At 74.2% G+C, this 17,113-nt stretch carries 18 protein-coding genes and 1 pseudogene; 10 read left to right on the top strand and 9 right to left on the bottom strand.

Translation table 11 applies throughout. The annotated features are described in order from the left end of the window. The first annotated feature begins 64 nt into the window (after window positions 1–64). A complete protein-coding gene (locus ACPZVR_RS00095; RefSeq protein ID WP_436697525.1) occupies window positions 65–532 on the top strand; it encodes an OsmC family protein in 468 nt (155 codons plus the stop codon). Next, window positions 529–1,767, top strand: coding sequence for an amidohydrolase family protein (locus ACPZVR_RS00090; protein ID WP_436697524.1), 1,239 nt, complete (start codon window positions 529–531; stop codon window positions 1,765–1,767). Before ACPZVR_RS00095 ends, ACPZVR_RS00090 begins: the two co-directional genes overlap by 4 nt. A 7-nt stretch (window positions 1,768–1,774) precedes the next feature. Here the strand turns inward: ACPZVR_RS00090 and ACPZVR_RS00085 are convergent, their stop codons facing one another. After that, the gene (locus tag ACPZVR_RS00085) at window positions 1,775–2,494 is read right to left on the bottom strand and encodes a GntR family transcriptional regulator (RefSeq protein ID WP_436697523.1); all 720 of its coding nucleotides are present in this window, start codon (window positions 2,492–2,494) and stop codon (window positions 1,775–1,777) included. 129 nt (window positions 2,495–2,623) lie between these two features. Further along, complete coding sequence (locus tag ACPZVR_RS00080; RefSeq protein ID WP_436697522.1) at window positions 2,624–3,793, bottom strand: acyl-CoA dehydrogenase family protein; 1,170 nt, start codon at window positions 3,791–3,793, stop codon at window positions 2,624–2,626. 74 nt (window positions 3,794–3,867) lie between these two features. Here ACPZVR_RS00080 and ACPZVR_RS00075 point away from each other — a divergent pair, with 74 nt between their 5' ends. From ACPZVR_RS00075 to ACPZVR_RS00065, 3 genes are all read left to right on the top strand, one after another. After that, window positions 3,868–4,461 (top strand): TetR/AcrR family transcriptional regulator, encoded by a 594-nt coding sequence (locus ACPZVR_RS00075; protein ID WP_436697521.1) that lies wholly within the window; start codon window positions 3,868–3,870, stop codon window positions 4,459–4,461. Window positions 4,462–4,466: 5 nt separating this feature from the next. After that, window positions 4,467–5,375 carry an LLM class flavin-dependent oxidoreductase gene (locus ACPZVR_RS00070; RefSeq protein WP_436697520.1) on the top strand — a complete coding sequence of 303 codons (909 nt, stop codon included), beginning with the start codon at window positions 4,467–4,469 and terminating at the stop codon, window positions 5,373–5,375. Window positions 5,376–5,495: 120 nt separating this feature from the next. After that, a complete protein-coding gene (locus ACPZVR_RS00065; RefSeq protein WP_436697519.1) occupies window positions 5,496–6,350 on the top strand; it encodes a hypothetical protein in 855 nt (284 codons plus the stop codon). 72 nt (window positions 6,351–6,422) lie between these two features. Here the strand turns inward: ACPZVR_RS00065 and ACPZVR_RS00060 are convergent, their stop codons facing one another. Then, complete coding sequence (locus tag ACPZVR_RS00060; RefSeq protein WP_436697518.1) at window positions 6,423–6,680, bottom strand: hypothetical protein; 258 nt, start codon at window positions 6,678–6,680, stop codon at window positions 6,423–6,425. A gap of 115 nt (window positions 6,681–6,795) precedes the next feature. Here ACPZVR_RS00060 and ACPZVR_RS00055 point away from each other — a divergent pair, with 115 nt between their 5' ends. Further along, window positions 6,796–7,131, top strand: coding sequence for an ArsR/SmtB family transcription factor (locus ACPZVR_RS00055; protein ID WP_436697517.1), 336 nt, complete (start codon window positions 6,796–6,798; stop codon window positions 7,129–7,131). After that, entirely contained in the window at window positions 7,128–8,807 is a 1,680-nt protein-coding gene (locus ACPZVR_RS00050) for a SulP family inorganic anion transporter (RefSeq protein ID WP_436697516.1), read from the top strand. Before ACPZVR_RS00055 ends, ACPZVR_RS00050 begins: the two co-directional genes overlap by 4 nt. A 7-nt stretch (window positions 8,808–8,814) precedes the next feature. Here the strand turns inward: ACPZVR_RS00050 and ACPZVR_RS00045 are convergent, their stop codons facing one another. Next, window positions 8,815–9,717 carry a LysR family transcriptional regulator gene (locus ACPZVR_RS00045; protein ID WP_436697515.1) on the bottom strand — a complete coding sequence of 301 codons (903 nt, stop codon included), beginning with the start codon at window positions 9,715–9,717 and terminating at the stop codon, window positions 8,815–8,817. 71 nt (window positions 9,718–9,788) lie between these two features. On the opposite strand from ACPZVR_RS00045, the gene ACPZVR_RS00040 reads away from it, so the two are divergent. After that, window positions 9,789–10,814 carry a YeiH family protein gene (locus ACPZVR_RS00040; protein WP_436697514.1) on the top strand — a complete coding sequence of 342 codons (1,026 nt, stop codon included), beginning with the start codon at window positions 9,789–9,791 and terminating at the stop codon, window positions 10,812–10,814. A gap of 97 nt (window positions 10,815–10,911) precedes the next feature. Continuing rightward, on the top strand, window positions 10,912–11,097 hold the full coding sequence (locus tag ACPZVR_RS00035) for a hypothetical protein (RefSeq protein ID WP_436697513.1): 186 nt from the start codon (window positions 10,912–10,914) through the stop codon (window positions 11,095–11,097). Between the two features lie 16 nt (window positions 11,098–11,113). On the opposite strand, the gene ACPZVR_RS00030 is transcribed toward ACPZVR_RS00035, so the two are convergent. Continuing rightward, on the bottom strand, window positions 11,114–12,589 hold the full coding sequence (locus ACPZVR_RS00030; protein WP_436697512.1) for a DHA2 family efflux MFS transporter permease subunit: 1,476 nt from the start codon (window positions 12,587–12,589) through the stop codon (window positions 11,114–11,116). A gap of 71 nt (window positions 12,590–12,660) precedes the next feature. Beyond that, window positions 12,661–13,509 carry a pyrroline-5-carboxylate reductase gene (gene proC, locus ACPZVR_RS00025; protein WP_436697511.1) on the bottom strand — a complete coding sequence of 283 codons (849 nt, stop codon included), beginning with the start codon at window positions 13,507–13,509 and terminating at the stop codon, window positions 12,661–12,663. Window positions 13,510–13,562: 53 nt separating this feature from the next. On the opposite strand from proC, the gene ACPZVR_RS00020 reads away from it, so the two are divergent. Then, window positions 13,563–14,021, top strand: a complete 459-nt coding sequence (locus tag ACPZVR_RS00020) for a universal stress protein (RefSeq protein WP_436697510.1) — start codon at window positions 13,563–13,565, stop codon at window positions 14,019–14,021. Between the two features lie 152 nt (window positions 14,022–14,173). On the opposite strand, the gene ACPZVR_RS00015 is transcribed toward ACPZVR_RS00020, so the two are convergent. The 3 genes and pseudogenes from ACPZVR_RS00015 to fbiC all read right to left on the bottom strand — a co-directional run. Next, window positions 14,174–15,421: an MFS transporter gene (locus ACPZVR_RS00015; protein ID WP_436697509.1), complete on the bottom strand. Its 1,248-nt coding sequence runs from the start codon at window positions 15,419–15,421 to the stop codon at window positions 14,174–14,176. Further along, window positions 15,414–16,283, bottom strand: a complete 870-nt coding sequence (locus ACPZVR_RS00010; protein ID WP_436697508.1) for an alpha/beta hydrolase — start codon at window positions 16,281–16,283, stop codon at window positions 15,414–15,416. The genes ACPZVR_RS00015 and ACPZVR_RS00010 overlap by 8 nt, the downstream gene beginning before the upstream one ends. Window positions 16,284–16,510: 227 nt before the next feature. Next, window positions 16,511–17,113: pseudogene (fbiC, locus tag ACPZVR_RS00005) on the bottom strand (7,8-didemethyl-8-hydroxy-5-deazariboflavin synthase); the annotation flags it as partial.

The raw sequence follows: 17,113 nt of genomic DNA, 5'->3' as shown, positions 1-17,113 counted from the left end.
TGACACCTGTCTGACAGGTGAGGAACGTCCTGTCTGACAGATCGACTCCAGTCCGGGAGGACCCATGACTGCACCCACCCACGCGTCGGCCAACCGCGACGTCGTCGTGCACAGCCTGGCCGACTTCGCCTCACTCGCCGTCGTCGGCGGCGAGCACACCGTCGTCATCGACGAGCCGCGCGAGTTCGAGGGCGGGGGTACGGCGCCGAACCCGTTCGGCCTCGTGCTGTCGGCCCTCGGCGGCTGCATGGCCGGCACCCTGCGCGGCGTCGCGCGCCAGCAGGGCTTCGACTACGACCGGGCGGAGATCCGGCTCTCGCTGCGGATCAACCGGCCGACGTCGGGCCCCCTCGACCCCGGCGAGCGGGAGCTGCGGATCTCGCGCATCATCGCGGACGTGACCGTCCACGGCGACCTCACCGCCGACCAGCAGGACGCCCTACGGCACGGCATCGAGACCTGCCCGGTCGGCAATACGCTGCGCCGCGGCCTCACCCTGCAGGAGTCCATCGCGTTCGAGGCCGCGGCATGAGCGCGGCGTACGACCTGCTGGTCACCGACGCGTGTCTCGCCGACGGCTCCCCCGTCACGCTGGGGATCCGCGACGGCCGCTACGCCCACGTCGGGCCCACGGCTCCGGAGGGCGCGAGCGCCGCGCGGACCATCGACGCCGGCGGCGGGCTGGTCACCGAGTCCTTCGTCAACGGCCACATGCACCTGGAGAAGGTGCACACGCTGGACCGCGCCGGCGACGGCGCGCTGGCGGCGTACACCTCCGGGAACATGGGGGCGGCGCTGCGCTCGATCGTGCGCGAGGCCAGCCAGGTGAAGCGGCACTACGACCGGTCCTGGCTCGAGCCCAACATCCGGAGCGCGCTCGACGCCGCCGTGGCGCACGGGGTGCTGCACATCCAGGCGTTCGTCGACGTCGACACGACGGCACGGCTGGTCGGAATGGAGGCGGTGCTCGCCGTGCGCGAGGAGTACCGCGACCTGCTCGACCTCCAGGTCGTGGCCTTTCCCCAGGACGGGCTGCTCCGCGACCCCGGTGCCGCCGAGCTGTGCGAGGAGGCGCTGCGCATGGGCGCGGACGTCGTCGGCGGCATCCCCTGGATCGAGATGACCGACACCGACGCCCGCGCCCACGTGGAGTGGGCCTGCCGGCTCGCCGCCGCACACGGCCGCCGCGTCGCCATGCTGGTCGACGACGCCGGCGACCCGGGCCTGCGGACCACGCAGATGCTGGCCGAGTCGATGCTCGAGCACGGCCTCCTCGGGCGGGGGGTCGCCTGCCATGCGCGGGCGCTGGCGACCTACCCGCAGCCGACCCTGCAGCGGCTGATGGACCTCGCGCAGGCCGCGGGCCTGGGCTTCGTCTCCGACCCGCACACCGGGCCGCTGCACCTGCCGGTGCGGGAGTTCCTCGACGACGGGATCCCGGTGGCCCTCGGCCAGGACGACATCGAGGACGCCTACTACCCGTTCGGCCGGCACAGCATGCTCGAGGTGGCGTTCCTCGCCGCCCACCTGTTGCGCTTCCTCACCGCCGACGACCAGCGCCTGCTGCTCGAGATGATCACGACGCGAGCGGCCGACGTGCTCGGCGTACCGGACCACGCGATCGCCGAGGGCAACCCGGCCAACCTCTGCGTCCACCCCGACGGGCGGCTGCGCGACGTGCTCACCGAGCACGCCCGCCCGCGCTGGGTGATCCGCGCGGGCCGGGTCGTGGCGGAGTCGGAGACGACGACGCGCCTGCAGCGGTAGGGGCGCGCTACCAGTCGGCCCGGCGCACCAGCGCGTAGCGGAACGCGCCCCGCAGGTGCACCTCGCGGGTCCAGTAGCAGACGGTGCCGGACCTGCTGATCCCCGTCGCGTCGAGCGTCATGGCGGGCTCACCCTCCGGACGGCCGGTCAACCCGGCGTCCTCGGCGGTCAGGCCGTCGGCGCCGGGCCACACCAGCTCCCAGCCGACCTGCTCCCCCGCCAACGTCCGCGCGAGCCGGGGCATCGGCGTCGCGGGGTCGAGGGAGGCGGGGTCCGCGTCGGTCAGCACGGGGACCACGTCGCGGGCGACCAGGACCGGCTCGTCGTCGGCCGACCAGACCTTGGTCGTGCGCAGCACCGGCTGGCGTGGCGAGACGTCGTGCTCCCTGGCCTCGTCGAGGGTGACCTCACCGACCGCCGCCGACACGACACGCACCGACGGGGTCCGGCCCATCGCGGAGATCAGCTCGGCGCTCTCGAGGCGCTGCTCGAAGCGGGCGGGGATGGCGAGCAGCGAGCTGTTGACCGCGGTGTCCGCTCCCTTGCGGCGATGGATGAAGCCGCGCTCCTCCAACCGCACCAGGGCCTCACGGACGGCGGGCCGGCTGATCTCCAGCGACGACGCGAGCGCGATCTCGCTGGGCATCGGCCCGCCGCGCTCCGCAGCCTCGGTCCACAGCCGCTGCAGCCGACGCTCCACCGGCTCGGGCAGGTCCGCTCCACTCACGGCGTCACCCTAGGGCGTGCCGTGCACCGCCGGGACGTCGTACCCGGCATCCAGGTCGTCGGACCCGCACCAACGCGACCCGATCGCCGGGTACGACGCGGCGCGGGCCCGCGCCTGGCCCGCCCGGCGTCAGGCGCTGACGATCGCGCCGGCGCCGGCCTCGCGGTCGAGCGAGCGGCCGATGACCATCCGCTGGATCTGGTTGGTGCCCTCGAAGATCTGCATCACCTTCGCCTCGCGCATGTAGCGCTCGACGGGGAAGTCCTTGGTGTACCCCGCGCCGCCGAGGACCTGGACGGCGTCGGTGGTGACCTTCATCGCGGTGTCGGTCGCGACCAGCTTGGCGATCGAGGCCTCCCGGGAGAACGGGAGGCCGAGGTCCTTGAGGCGGGCGGCGTGCAGCAGGGTGGCGCGCGCCGACTGCACGGCGGCCTCCATGTCGGCGAGGACGAAGGCCAGTCCCTGGTGGTCGATGATCCGCTGACCGAACGCCTCGCGCTGCTGCGCATAGGCCACGGCGCGATCGAGAGCGCCCTGGGCCAGCCCGGTCGCGACGGCGGCGATCCCGAGCCGGCCGGCGTCCAGACCGGCGAGCGCGATCCGCAGCCCCTGCCCCTCCTCGCCGAGCCGTCGCTCGACGGGCACCCGGACGCCCTCGAACCGCACCGTGGCGGTGGTCGAGCCCATCAGCCCCATCTTGTCCTCGGGCGCGTCCGCGGCGAGGCCGGGCGTGTCGGCCGGGACCAGGAAGCAGGAGATGTCGCCGCGGGCGTCGCCGGTGCGCGCCATGACCTTGTAGAAGTCGGCCTGCCCGCCGTGGGTGACCCAGGCCTTCGCGCCGTCGATCACGTAGGCGTCGCCGTCGCGGCGGGCGCGGGTGCGCATCGCGGCCGGGTCGGAGCCGGCATGGGCCTCGGAGAGGCAGTAGGCGCCGAGCAGCTCGCCGCCCAGCATCTCCGGGAGCCAGGTCGCCCGCTGCTCGTCGGTGCCGAAGGTGGCCAGGCCGAAGCAGCTCAGGGCGTGCACCGAGACGCCGACGCCGACACTCGACCAGACCGCGCCGATCTCCTCGAGCACCTGCAGGTAGGCCTCGTAGGACAGCCCGCCACCGCCGACCTCCTCCGGATAGGGCAGGCCCAGGAAGCCGGCCCGCCCGAGGAGCCGGAAGACCTCGCGTGGGAAGGTGCCCGTCGCCTCGGCCTCCGCGGCCCGCGGCAGCAGCTCGTCGGTCGCGAGCTGGCGCGCGAGGCGGAGCAGGTCGGCGGTCTCCTCCGACGGCATCAGGCGGCGTGCGGGCATGGTTCCTCCGGTGAGTACTAGAATGGCGCTTCTGGTACGGACCACAGTACCCGCCCGGTTGCTAGCCTGCGACCGTGCCGCCCTCCCCGACCCAGCCCGCGCGCTCCCGCCGGCGGCGGGACGCCCTGCTCGACGAGCTCGTCGAGCTCTTCTTGGCCGAGGGCTTCGCGGACTTCGGGATCGGCGAGCTGGCCCAGCGCCTGTCCTGCTCCCGCAGCACGCTCTACCTCGTCGCGCCGAGCAAGGAGCAGCTCATCACCGCCACCGTGCGCTACTTCTTCAAGCGCGCGGCGGAGCGGATCGGGGCGCGGGTGGCTGCCGTCGCTGAGCCGGCGGACCGCCTGGCGACGTACCTCACGGCGGTCGCCGACGAGCTCGCCCCCGCCTCGCCGCGGTTCTACGCCGACCTCGCCGGCTTCCCGCCCGGCGCCGAGGTCTACCGCGCCAACACCGCCCACGCGGCGAAGCGCGTCCAGCAGCTCGTCACCGAGGGGGTCGAGGCCGGCGCGCTCCGCCGGGTCGACGCGACCTTCGTCGGCGCGGCGGTCGCGGAGGTGATGGACGCGATCGGCGACGGCCGGATCGGCGCCGCCACGGGCCTCGACGACGCGCAGGCCTACCAAGCACTGGTCGACCTGGTGTCGACCGGACTGCGGGCGCGAGGCTGATCCCCATGAGCCACCCACTCGACGTCGGCATGACCCTGCCGGTCATGGAGCCCGACATCGCGCCCGACGTGCTGCGCGACTGGTCGGAGCGGATCGACGCCGGGCCGTTCAGCTCGCTGTGCTTCGGCGAGCGGATCGCCTTCGACAACCCCGACGCGCTGACCCTGCTCGGCGCGGTCGCCGCCTGGACCCGGCGCGTGCGGATCGGTACGACGGTCGTCGTCCCGCAGCTGCACGACCCGGTCCACCTCGCCAAGGCCCTCGCCACCGGCGACCGGCTCAGCGACGGCCGGCTCAGCGTGGGGCTCGGGGTCGGCGGCCGCGAGGAGGACTACCGGGCCGTGGGCGCGGACTGGAGCAGCCGGACCATGGCCGTGATGGCCGAGCGGGCGGACGTCCTGCGCCGGGTGTGGGCCGGCGAGAACGTCACCGACGCCACCCGCCCGGTCGGCCCCCGGCCCGCGCGGCCCGACGGTCCCGAGCTGCTCGTCGGCACCCTCGGCCACCGCACCGTCCGGCATGCGGCACGGTGGGCCGACGGCCTGGCCGGCATGACGCTCGACCTGGACGTGGACGCGACCGCCACCCTCTTCGATGTCGCCCGGGACGCCTGGGCGCGGGCCGGGCGACCCGCGCCCCGGCTGACGACGTCCTTCTGGTTCGCTCTCGCCGAGACCTCGTCCGATCCGCGCGGGCAGATCCACGGGCACCTGCGCCACTACATGAACTGGCTGCCCGCGGGCCTCGTCGACGCCCTCGCCCCGAGCGCCGGCTTCGCGGGCACGCTCGACGAGCTGCGCGGCGTACTCGACCGGTTCGCGGCGATCGGCGCCGACGAGGTCCAGCTGATCCCCACCAGCGACGACCCGCGGCAGGTCGACCTCGTGGCGGACCTGCTCAGTCGGGACCGGTGACGGGCGGGCGATCCGGCGGGTGACCTTGACCGAAAGACCCTCTCCGGGCGGGCGGTCGGCACTAGCGTGACACGGTCCGACCCCCGGTGGCTCCCCCACCCGACCCGAGAGGTCAGCTCCATGCGCATCCCCGTCAAGGGCAGCGGTCCGGCCGCTGTCGTCCTCGCCCTCCTCGCCCTGCTCGTCGCCGTGTCCGGCAGCTCGTACGCCGCGGTGGTGGCCCACAAGAACTCGGTGGACACGGCCGCCCTCCAGCACCATGCCGTCACCCGATCGAAGATCGACCAGGGCGCGGTCGGCTCGGGCAAGGTGCGCGACGGCAGCCTGCGTGCGCTCGACTTCCGCACCGGGGAGCTGCCCGCAGGCGCACCGGGAGCACCGGGCGCCGCAGGGGCTCCGGGCGCCGCGGGGGCGGACGGCGCGCCGGGGCAGGCCGGAGCCCAGGGAACTCAGGGGCCGCAGGGGGTCCCCGGTCCGGCCGGACCCCAGGGCCCCGTCGGCCCACCGGGACCCCAGGGCGCCAGCGGTGAGCGCAGCGCGTACGCCTACTACACCGACAGCGCGCCCAACAGCATCGCGATCCCGATGCTGGTGGTGAACACCCCGCAGAACGTCAGCGGCATGTCGTACACCAAGCTCGGCTCGGGCCCCGACTTCCTCGGACCCAACGGACTCACGTTCACCCGCGCCGGTACCTACCGGATCAGCTTCGGCGTCGACCTCCAGCCGCCGCTCGTCACGACCACCCTGTCGGCCTTCGCCACCAAGGGCGCCGGCGGCCTGCCGACCGACCCCGTGGTGCCGGGCAGCCGGATCAGCCGGACGGTCAACAACGCGGCCCTCGCCAGCGAGCGCCTCGCCCACGACTTCCTCGTCGAGGTCGCGGCGGGCGACACGGTCACCGTCTTCGTCCAGACGAACCTCCTCGGAGTCGTCCGGACCAGCCAGCAGGTCGACGTCGAGATGATCAACTGATGGCGTCGTACCGGACCGATCGGTCGTGGATCCGCCCGATCGGCGACCGATTCGTCCGGTACGACGGGGGCGTCAGGTGCTCTCGGTCTCGACCCCGGGTGCGGTGACCCGACCGGCGGCATGCCGGGTGACCGTGCGGTGCAGCGGGAGCGCGACATGGCCTCGGCGTCGTACGCCGGTGGCCGCGTCGACGACATAGAGCCACACCACGCCGGGGACGGCGGCGCGGGCCACCTGGATCCGACAGCGACCGGCCACGCCGGGCAGCGTGACGATGTCGCCGGGCTCGAGCAGCGCGGCGGTGACGGTCTCGGCGATGCCCTCGTCCATGCGTCCTGCCGGCTCCCTTCGTATCCGATTCCCTGGCGGAACCACCACATGAAAACTTCTTCAAGTCATGTATCCTAGCGGGCGTCCGTGGGCATGCGAGAGGGAGGAGCCCGCGATGGGCGTTCCGCTCTACCAGACCAAGGCCGAGTTCTTCCGGACCCTCGGCCACCCCGCCCGGATCCGGATCCTCGAGCTGCTCGCCGAGCGCGACCACGCGGTCCACGAACTGCTCGAACAGATCGCCATCGAGCCCAGCAACCTCTCGCAGCAGCTCGCCGTGCTCCGCCGTACGTCGCTGGTGGTCTCGCGCCGCGAGGGCACCGCGGTCGTCTACTCCATCAGCGTCCCCGAGGTCCGCGACCTCCTGCTCTCGGCCCGCCGGATCCTGGTCGGGCTCGCCGAGACGCGGTCCGACTTCGAGGACGAGCTCATGGTCCCCGACCGCCGATGAGCGCCCTCACGGCGCGGGTCCGGCAGCTCGCGCCGCGGCGGGAGGACTGGACCCCGGCCCGTCCGCGCCGCGACCTGATGGCCGGCGTCATGGTCGCGCTGGTCGCGCTGCCTCTCGCCCTCGGCTTCGGGGTGAGCTCCGGGGTCGGCGCGGGAGCCGGCATCGTCACGGCGATCGTCGCCGGCGCCGTCGCGGCCGTCTTCGGGGGCAGTCATGTCCAGGTCAGCGGCCCCACCGGCGCGATGACCGTCGTCCTCATCCCCATCGTCGCGGCGCACGGTGCCGACGGCGTCCTGGTCGTCGGACTGCTCGCCGGTCTGATGCTGCTCGCGTTGGCGGTGACCGGCGCGGGCCGCGCGATCCGCTACGTGCCGGTCCCCGTCATCGAGGGCTTCACCGCCGGCATCGCCGTGATCATCGCGCTCCAGCAGCTGCCCGCCGCCCTCGGCGTCGACGTGCACGCCGAGCGGATCCTGGTGCTCACGGGCGACGCGGTGCGCGCCTGGGTCGCGGCGCCCGACCCGGCCGCGCCGGTGACCGCGCTGGCCGTCGCGGCGGTCATCGTCGCGCTCGCCCGGGTCCGCGCCGGGTTCCCGGCGGCGCTGGTCCTGGTCGCCCTGGCGACCGGGGCGAACGCGCTGCTCGGTCGCGGCGGTGAGCGGCCCCTGGAGACCATCGGCGCGATCCCGTCCGGCCTGCCCGCACCCCGGCTGCCCTCGGTGCCCTGGGGCGACCTCGACACCCTGCTGCTCGCCGCGGTGGCGGTCGCCGCGCTCGGCGCCCTGGAGAGCCTGCTCTCCGCGACCGTGGCCGACGCGATGAGCGTGGGCCAGCGCCACGACCCGGACCGCGAGCTCCTCGGGCAGGGGCTCGCCAATGTCGCCAGCCCGCTCTTCGGCGGCATCCCCGCCACCGCCGCCATCGCGCGCACCGCCGTCAACGTCCGCTCCGGCGCCGGCTCCCGGCTGGCGGCCCTCAGCCACGCCCTCCTGCTGCTGATCGTGGTCGCCGCCGCCGCCCGCTGGGTCGGTCACATCCCGCTCGCCGCACTGGCCGGCGTGCTGATCGCGACGGCCGTGCAGATGGTCCGGGTCTCCAGCCTCGTGCCGCTCCTGCGCGCCACCCGCGGCGACGCCGCGACGCTGCTGGTCACCGCCGTCGCGACGGTCGCCCTCGACCTGGTCCTCGCCGTGGTCATCGGCCTCGTGGCGGCCGGGTTCTTCGCGCTACGCCAGACCGCGACCACCGCCCGACTGGAGGAGGTCCCGCTCGACGGCGGCGACCACCACGACGAGGAGCGGCGCCTGCTGGACGAGCACATCGTCGCCTATCGCCTCGACGGACCGCTGTTCTTCGCCGCCGCGCACGACTTCCTGCTCGACCTCACCGAGGTTCGACAGGTCCGCGTCGTCGTCCTGCGGATGTCCCGCCTCACGACCATCGACGCCACCGGGGCCCACGTCCTGGCCGACACGATCGAGCGGCTGGAGCGGCGCGGCGTGACAGTGCTGCTCTCCGGCATCCGTCCCGCCCACCTCACGGTGCTGGAGCGGCTGGGCGTCCCCGACCGCCTCGCCCACGAGCGCCACGTCTTCGCCACCACCCCCGAGGCGATCGCGCACGCCCGCCTGCACTCCGCACGGGTGGCTCACGACGCGGACGCCTCGGCCCGCTGAGCCCGCCTCATCCCGTTGCGGCTGCGGCCGCCGCGAGGAGACGCGCGGCGGCCTCCGGGAGCGGGACGTCACTGCGCCACACGGCGGTCAGCGGGCGGACCAGGGCGAGGTCCTCGACGGGTACGGCGCGCAGCTCGTCGAGGCGCAGGTGGGCCTCGAGCGCGCGTTCGGACAGCGCCACCGGTCCCATCCCGGCCATCGCGGCATGGGTCAGTCCGCTGTTCGACGCCATGACCAGGCCGGGCGCCAGCTCCTGACCCGCGCCGCGCAGCGCCTCCTCCAGCGTGACCCGGGTGCCCGACCCGGCCTCGCGGACCAGGACGCCGACCTCGGCGAGCTCGGCGGCGCTGACCGGGCCGGTGCGCTCGGCCCACGGGTGCCGAGGTGCCACGGCGACCACCAGCCGGTCCTCGCCGACCCGTTGCCGGCGCAGCCCCTCCGGCGCGGTCGGGACCTCGATGAAGCCGAGCTCGGCCCCACCGCCGCGGACCAGCCGCTCGACGTCGGCCGAGTTGGCGACGACGAGCGACACCTCCAGCTCCGGCGCTGCCGCGTGCAGTCGCGCGAGCCAGGCGGGCGCGTAGTGCTCGGCGATCGTCATCGACACCGCCGCGCGTACGACGAGGTCGCCCTCCGCGCGCAGGGTCGCGACGGAGCGGGTGAAGCGGTCGGCGGCATCGAGCAGCTCGCCGGCCCAGTCGACGACGAGCCGGCCGTGCGCCGTCAACGTCGTGCCCTGCGTGGTGCGGTGCAGCAGGGTGACGCCGAGCCGCCGCTCCAGCGCCAGCATCCGCCGGGAGACGCTCGGCTGGGAGAGCCGCAGCTCCTGCGCGGCCTGACCGATGCTGCCGGTCCGGGCGACCAGCGCGAGCACCTCGAGATCGTCGAGGTCCGGCCGTCGGGTGCTCATGCGTTCTCCGTATGACGTGATGTGCAGGTGCTCACTACCGAGCGCCGCGGGACGGACCCAGTCTGGAGGACATGGCCCCGACCACCACGACCGACCGTACGACGACGCGGCGCGACGGCATGCGTTCCTCCGTGTTGCCGGGCCTGGGCCTGACGGCGGCGGGCGTCGTCCTCGCGTGGGTGGGCCACCGGCTCGTGCCCGCCGTCGGCGTGCTGACCTGGGCCGTGCTGCTCGGCGCCGTCGTCGCCAACCTCGACCTGGTGCCCGGCACCGCGCGGCCGGGCCTGCGCCTCGCCGTCCAGCGGCTCCTGCGGATCGGCGTCGTCCTGCTGGGACTCTCCCTGTCGCTGACCACGATCGCCGCGCTCGGCGTACCGGTCATCGCGCTGGTGGTGCTGACCCTGGTCGGCACGCTGGCCGTCACCTGGTGGCTCGGTCTGCGGATGCGGGTCGGTGCCGCCCGCAGCCTGCTGATCGCGACCGGCACCGCGGTCTGCGGGGCATCGGCCGTCGCCGGGATGGAGCGCACGGCCGACGCCGACGAGGACGACGTGGCGACGGCGATCACCATGGTCACGCTCTACGGCACCGTCGCGATGCTCGCCCTGCCCCTGCTGCAGGCGCCGCTCGGCCTCTCGGACCGTCAGCTCGGCATCTGGGCCGGAGCGAGCATCCACGAGGTCGGCCAGGTCGTCGCCGCGGCCGGGCCGGCGGGGACCACCGCCGTCGCTGTCGCCGCCGCGGTGAAGCTGGCCCGGGTGCTGCTGCTGGCTCCGGTCGTGGCGGTGGTCGGCGCGACCCGGCGCACCCGCCGGAGCACCGACGCGACCGCGGCCCGGCCGGCCCTCGTCCCGGCCTTCGTGCTCGGCTTCCTCGGCTGCGTGCTGCTGCGCACCACCGGGCTGGTGCCGGAACCCGTGCTCGGCCTGGCCGGCGCCGCGCAGACCGCCACCCTGACGGCGGCGCTGTTCGCCCTCGGCACCGGCGTCCATCTCGGGAGGCTGCTGCGCACCGGCGGCCGGGCGCTCGCGCTCGGACTGGTCGCGACCCTCGTCGTCACGACGGTCTCGCTCGTCGGCGTCGTCACGATCGGCTGACGGTCCTCGCGTCTGCGTCCCGGCACGACCGGGTACCGGTGGACATGAACACCTCGCTTGCTCCCACGGCGATGGCGCACCTCCGGAGGCGATCTCGATGACGACGGACCTCGGCGACCCCGCGGTCGCGGGCTGGTCGGACGCGATCGCCGGGATCCGCGCCCTGGACGGCCGGCGCGGCGTGGTGCGCCCGGTGGTCATCCCGCTGGCCGCCGCCCTCGCCGCCGCCGTCGCCGGCTATCTCGGAGGACATCTCCACCGCCTCGGCGGCGCCCACCGCTGATCGCGGCGCGCCGCGATCAGTGCAGGATGACCGGACGGCCGCCCTGGTCCTCGTCGTCGAGCAGGTGCGACTCCTCGCGGCGGCGCGGCAGCAGCGCGACGGGGATCAGGGTGACGATGAGCGCGATCGCGGCGACGAGGTACGGCGCCCGGAACGCCTCCGACGGGTCGGCGACGGTCTTCTGCTGGTTGGTGAGCACGACCGACATCACGGCGACGCCCACCGAGCTGGCGACCTGCTGCAGGACGTTGATCAGGGTCGAGCCGCGCGCGACCTGGTGCTCGCGCAGCGTCTTCAGCGCCGAGGTGAAGACCGGCATCATCGTGCCGCCCATGCCGAGGCCCATGATGAACAGGAACGCGATGATCTGCGCGTAGGACGTGTCGGGGTCGGTGCTGAACGCGAGTCCGCCGACGCCGACGATGATGCCGATGAAGCCGAACGGCACGATCCGGCCGACCGGGATCTTGTCGGCCAGCGCGCCTGCGAGGGGCATGGTCAGCATGGCGCCGAGGCCCTGCGGCGCGACGAGAAGTCCGGCCTTGAGCACGCTCTCGCCGCGGATCTCCTGGAAGTAGGTCGGCACCAGGAGCAGGGCACCGAAGAAGGAGCCGGCGAACAGGAACATGACGATGGTGGCGACGGTGAGGTTGCGGTCGCGGAACAGGCGCAGGTCGAGCAGCGGGTGCTCGGGACGGAACGCCCAGAAGACGAAGCCGACCATCAGGGCGAGTCCCACGAGGCCGGGGGCGAGCACCTTCGTCGCCGCGACCGTGCCCTCGCCGGGGATCGACGAGACGCCGTACAGGAAGAGCGCGAGACCGGGCGACATCAGCGCCATGCCGATGACGTCGAACGACTCGCTGGGCTCCGGGGCGTCGGCCGGGAGGGCGGCCAGGGCGTAGATGATGGCGGCGATGCCGAGCGGGAGGTTGATGAGGAAGATCCAGTGCCAGGAGGCCGAGTCGATCAGCCAGCCGCCGACGATCGGGCCGAGGATCGGGCCGAGCAGCATCGGGATGCCGAGGATCGCCATCAGCCGGCCGATCCGGTGCGGGCCGGCCGCCTTGGTCATGATGGTCATGCCCAGCGGCATCAGCATGCCGCCGCCGAGGCCCTGCAGCACCCGGAAGAGGATCAGCGTCTCGATGCTCCACGCGGTCGCGCACAGCACGGAGCCGAGGGTGAACAGCACCAGCGCGGCCGTGTAGAGCCGCTTCGTGCCGAACCGGTCAGCGGCCCAGCCGGTCGCCGGGATGACGGCTGCGAGCGCCAGCGTGTAGCCGGTGATGGTCCAGGCGACCGTGGAGTACGAGTCGACCCGGAACTCGGCCATGAACGTCGGCAGCGCGACGTTGACGACCGTGGTGTCGAGGATCGCCATGATCGAGCCGAGGACCACGACGCCGGCGACCTTGAGGATGTCCGGAGTGATCCGGTCGTCGTCGGCTCCGCCGAGGGATTCGCCGGTGGGTGTTGCGGACGCGGACAAGTGATCCTCCTGGGGCTGGGGCGCGACGACGGGAGAGTACGCCGCATCGCCAACCTGCGGAGACGTCCGGTCTATTCCAGCTCGCGGGAGATCTCTTCGGTTCGCGCCACCGCGGCTGCGGCGCCGGCCGCCACGATGGCGGGCAGGTCGCGCTCCGCGAAGACCGCGATCGCGCGCTCGGTCGAGCCGTGCGGACTGGTCACCGCACGACGCAGGTCGGCCGGGTCCGGCGAGTCGGGCGCGCCGTCGAGCATGTGGCCGGCTCCGGCGACGGTCCGGGCGGCGAGGAGGCGGGCGAGGTCCGCCGGCAGTCCCAGCCGCTCCCCCGCCGCCGCCATCGCCTCGGCCAGGTAGAAGACGTAGGCAGGACCCGACCCGCTCACCGCGCCCACCGCGTCGAGCTGCTTCTCGGTCACCTCGACGACCAGTCCCACGGTGGCGAACAGGTCGCGGACGGCGCGCACCTGGTCGGCCGACGCCTGGCTGCCGGCGGCGATCGCGGTGACCCCGTGGCCGAGCCGGGTCGGCGTGTTCGGCATCGCCCGCACCACCGGCTGTCCCGGTCGCAGCGCCCGCTCGATGCGCCCCAGCGGCACGGCGCCGGCGACGCTCACCACGACGGCGTCGGGGGCCAGGCCGGCGGAGATCTCCGCGGCCAGCTCGGCCACCTGCGCCGGCTTCACGCCGAGGACCACCAGGCCCGCGCCGGCGACGGCACGCGCGTTGGCACCGCCGGCAGCGGCGTCGGCGCTCGTGGTCGCGCCCACCCGGACGCCGTACCTCTCCGCGAGCAGGTGTGCGCGCTCGGCCGTGCGGACGGTCGCGACGACCCGGTCCGCGGGGACACCGGAGGCCAGCAGCCCGGCCATGATGGCCTCGTTCATGGACCCGCAGCCGAGGAAGGCGATCGACGTGCTCATCCCCGCATCCTGCCAAGGCCGGCCGGGGCCGCGGCGCCGCGTAGCCTGCCCCTGTGCCAGGTGAGCAGAGCGCGGCGTTCGAGCTCGGGCGCGATGGCGCCGCATGGATCGTGGCCGGCGTCGACGGGAGCGTGACCTCGAGCCGGGCCGGTTCGTACGCCGCCGGCCTGGCCCGCCGCCAGAGCAGCCGCCTGGCACTGGTGCTTGCCCGAGACGTGAGCACCGAGGCCTCCCTCGGCAACGAGGCCGCGGTCCGGGCCGCCGTGGAGGGCCAGGACCAGGTCGAGGCCGAGCTGCGGGAGGCCATCGCCACCACGGCCTGGCCGGTCGACGTCGAGCTGTTCGTGCGGGTCGGACCACCGGTCCGGGTGCTGGCGGCGATCGCCGAGGAGCTGTCCGCCGGCCTCATCGTCCTGGGCTCCTCGCGCCAGCACGCCTACCTCCGGCCCGGTGGCCCGCTCCCCGTGCAGCTGATGCGGCTGCGCCGCTGGCCGGTCCTGGTCGTGCCGTGACCCGATCGGCTTGCCGCCGCCGCTCCGTCCTCGGCCCACCCGTGGACGGAGTGGCGCGAGCGGATCATGCAGCACCGGGTGGAGCGGATCGACGACTGACCCGCGGGACTTGACCACCGGACTCCGGCACGACGGGGCGGGCCCCCTCTGCGTCAGACCGGCTCGTCGACGTACCGGTCCGCGCCCGCGAGCAGGCCGGCACCGGCCAGCAGGACCGACGCCACGCCCAGCGCGGCCAGGGGCGCGCCCCAGCCACCGGTCCGGTCGTGGAGGACGCCGACCAGCAGCGGCCCGGTCGCCGCCAGGGCGTAGCCCACCGACTGCGCCATGCCGGAGAGCGCGGCGGCGCCGGCGGGCCGGCGGGCGCGGAGCGCGAAGAAGGTCAACGCCAGCCCGACGGCACCGCCGCACCCGAGGCCGAGGAGCACCGTCCAGAGCACGATCCACACCAGCACACCGGTCGCAGGGACGAGGGCCAGGCCGGCGACGGCGGCGCCGATGGTCGCGGCGCAGAGCGCCGCGGCGAGGCGCTGCGATCGCGCGCGGACGGCGACCAGCGGGAGGACGAGAGCGCCGGCGACACCGCTGGCGCTGAGCAGTCCGGCCATCACGCCGGCCGCCGTCTCGCCCAGTCCGGCGTCGCGCAGCAGCGCGGGCAGCCATGCCGTCAACGTGTAGAACACCGCGGACTGCAGTCCGAAGTACGCCGCGACCGCCCAGGCGGTGGGCGAGCGCCAGACCCGCACCGACGGCGGCGACCCGACGACCGGCACGGCCGGCGCGACCGCCGCGGCCGCGACCCGACGCCGCTGGACCGTCCACCACAGCCCGCACGCGACGAGCACCGGCAGCCCCCACAGGCCGAGGGCCGCCCGCCAGTCGAGCCCCAGACCGTCTCCCAGCGGCACCGCCGCACCTGCGGCACCGGCCGCGCCGAGGCTGAGCGTCACGGAGTAGAGCGCCATGACGGCGCCGAGATGGGCCGCGAGGTCGCGCTTGATCACGACGGGAACCAGCACGTTGGCGATCGCGATGCCGACCCCGATCACCGCGGAGCCCAGGTAGAGCGCGGGGATCGACGGCAGCATCCGGATGGCGCAGCCGGCGAGCAGCACCAGCGCCGCCGCGACCAGGGCGCGCTCCAGCCCGAACCGGCGGGCGATGCCGGGAGCGGCGGGCGACAGCACGGCGAAGCACAGCAGCGGGAGCGTCGTCAGCATGCTGGTGGCGGCGGCGGTGAGTCCGGTGTCGGCGCGCAGCTGCTCGGTCAGCGGCCCGACGGCGACCAGCGGCGGCCGCAGGTTGACGGCGAGCACCGCCACGGCCGCGACCAGCAGGAAGGTGCCCGATCCCCACCGGCCGGTGCGGCCCGCGCGGGACGCCGGCCGGAGCTCAACCATCCAGCAGCCCGCGGACCGCCCGGCCCAGCCCCGTCGCGGGATCGGCCAGGTCGAGGGGAAGGTCGAAGTGGTTGCGTCCCGGCACGTCAGGGACGACGTCGACCCGGTTGCCGCGTGCCTCCCAGGCCGCGGCGAACTCCCGGCTCTGGCGCTTGAACTCCGCCGTCTCGTATTCGGCACAGGTGACGACGAGCGCGACGTCCGACGCCCGCACGCGGGCCAGCGGGCTGAGCTCCCAGGCGGTCGGCTCGTCCAGCCCGAGCGGCTCGTTGACATAGGTGGCGACCAGTGGGCGCAGGTCGTAGACGCCGCTGAGCAGGGTCGCGCTCCGGATCGTCGCCCCCGGCCCGGCGTCGCCGCCGAGGGCCAACAGGGCCGCCAGATGGGCGCCCGCGGAGCTGCCCGCGAGGTGGATCCGGGCCGGGTCGATGCCCAGCTCCGCGGCGTGCGCGACCAGCCAGGCGAGCGCCGCGCGGCACTCGGCCACGATCTGCGCCAGGGAGGCCGCCGGCGCGAGGGTGTACTCGACCGCGACGTACGCCGCACCCGCGGCCAGGACGTCCGGTGCCGCACCGCAGGCACGCTCCTTGGACTCGGCCTGCCAGTAGCCGCCGTGCACGAACACCAGCACCGGCACCGGGCCCGGCAGCGAGACGCGGCCCGGATGGAAGAGGTCGAGACGTTGGCTCGCGCCCGGACCGTAGGCGTGCTCAGTGTGCGGGTGCCGCGCGCGGGCGGCGGCGCTGGCCGCGGCGTAGACGCCGAGCTCGGCGTCGATGGACGCGACCATCGAGCTGGGCGAGTACTCCCGCGCCAGCTCGGCCGGCGGCAGCGCGCGCCACGGCTCGGCGCCCGCCCTCACCACACCAGCTCCTCGGAGGCTGGGGTGGGCGACATGACACGAAGGCTAGTCGCGCCGGCCGGCGCAGCCCGCCACCCACGGCAGTGGGTCAGCTGCTCTGAGGGGTCGGTCCGCACCTGCTGTAACTATCTGTTGTTGTCACTGGGTGACCGGTCGACGGGTGCGGTAGTGACGTGGACAGGCAGTTACACCTCGTTGCCGGGGTCGTCGCGGGGTGACGGGTCGGGTCAGAGCGGCTCGTAGAGGGTGGTGCGTTGGTGGACGGGTCGGTTGATGCCGGCGGCGATGGTGGTGAGTTCGTCGATGGTCTTGGCGGAGCCGTGTTGGGAGCCGGCCATGCGGGAGATGGTCTCTTCCATGAGGGTGCCGCCGAGGTCGTTGGCGCCGGCGTTGAGCATGGCTCGGGTGCCCTCGATACCGAGTTTGACCCAGGAGGTCTGGATGTTGGGGATGCGGCCGTGGAGCAGGATCCTTGCCATGGCGTGGACGGCGAGGTTGTCGCGCAGGGTGGGTCCGGGGCGGGCCACGCCGGCGAGGTAGATCGGTGCGGAGGTGTGGACGAACGGCAGGGGCACGAACTCGGTGAACCCGCCGCTGCCGTTGGCGGTCGCGGTGTCTTGGATGGTCTTCAAGACGCCCAGGTGGGTGATCCAGTGGCGGGGGTTGTCGACGTGGCCGTACATCATCGTGCTGGTGGTGGGCAGCCCGATGCGGTGGGCGGTGGTGATGATGTCGATCCAGGTCGCGGTGGGGAGCTTGCCCTTGGTCAGGACCCAGCGGACCTCGTCGTCGAGGATCTCCGCCGCGGTGCCGGGCAGTGATCCCAGCCC

Origin of the sequence: Nocardioides segetis, from assembly GCF_051390595.1 — a bacterium.
In the GTDB taxonomy this organism is placed as follows: domain Bacteria; phylum Actinomycetota; class Actinomycetes; order Propionibacteriales; family Nocardioidaceae; genus Nocardioides.
Note: the sequence above shows the minus strand (reverse complement) of the source record. Positions and strands in the feature narration are given on the sequence as shown.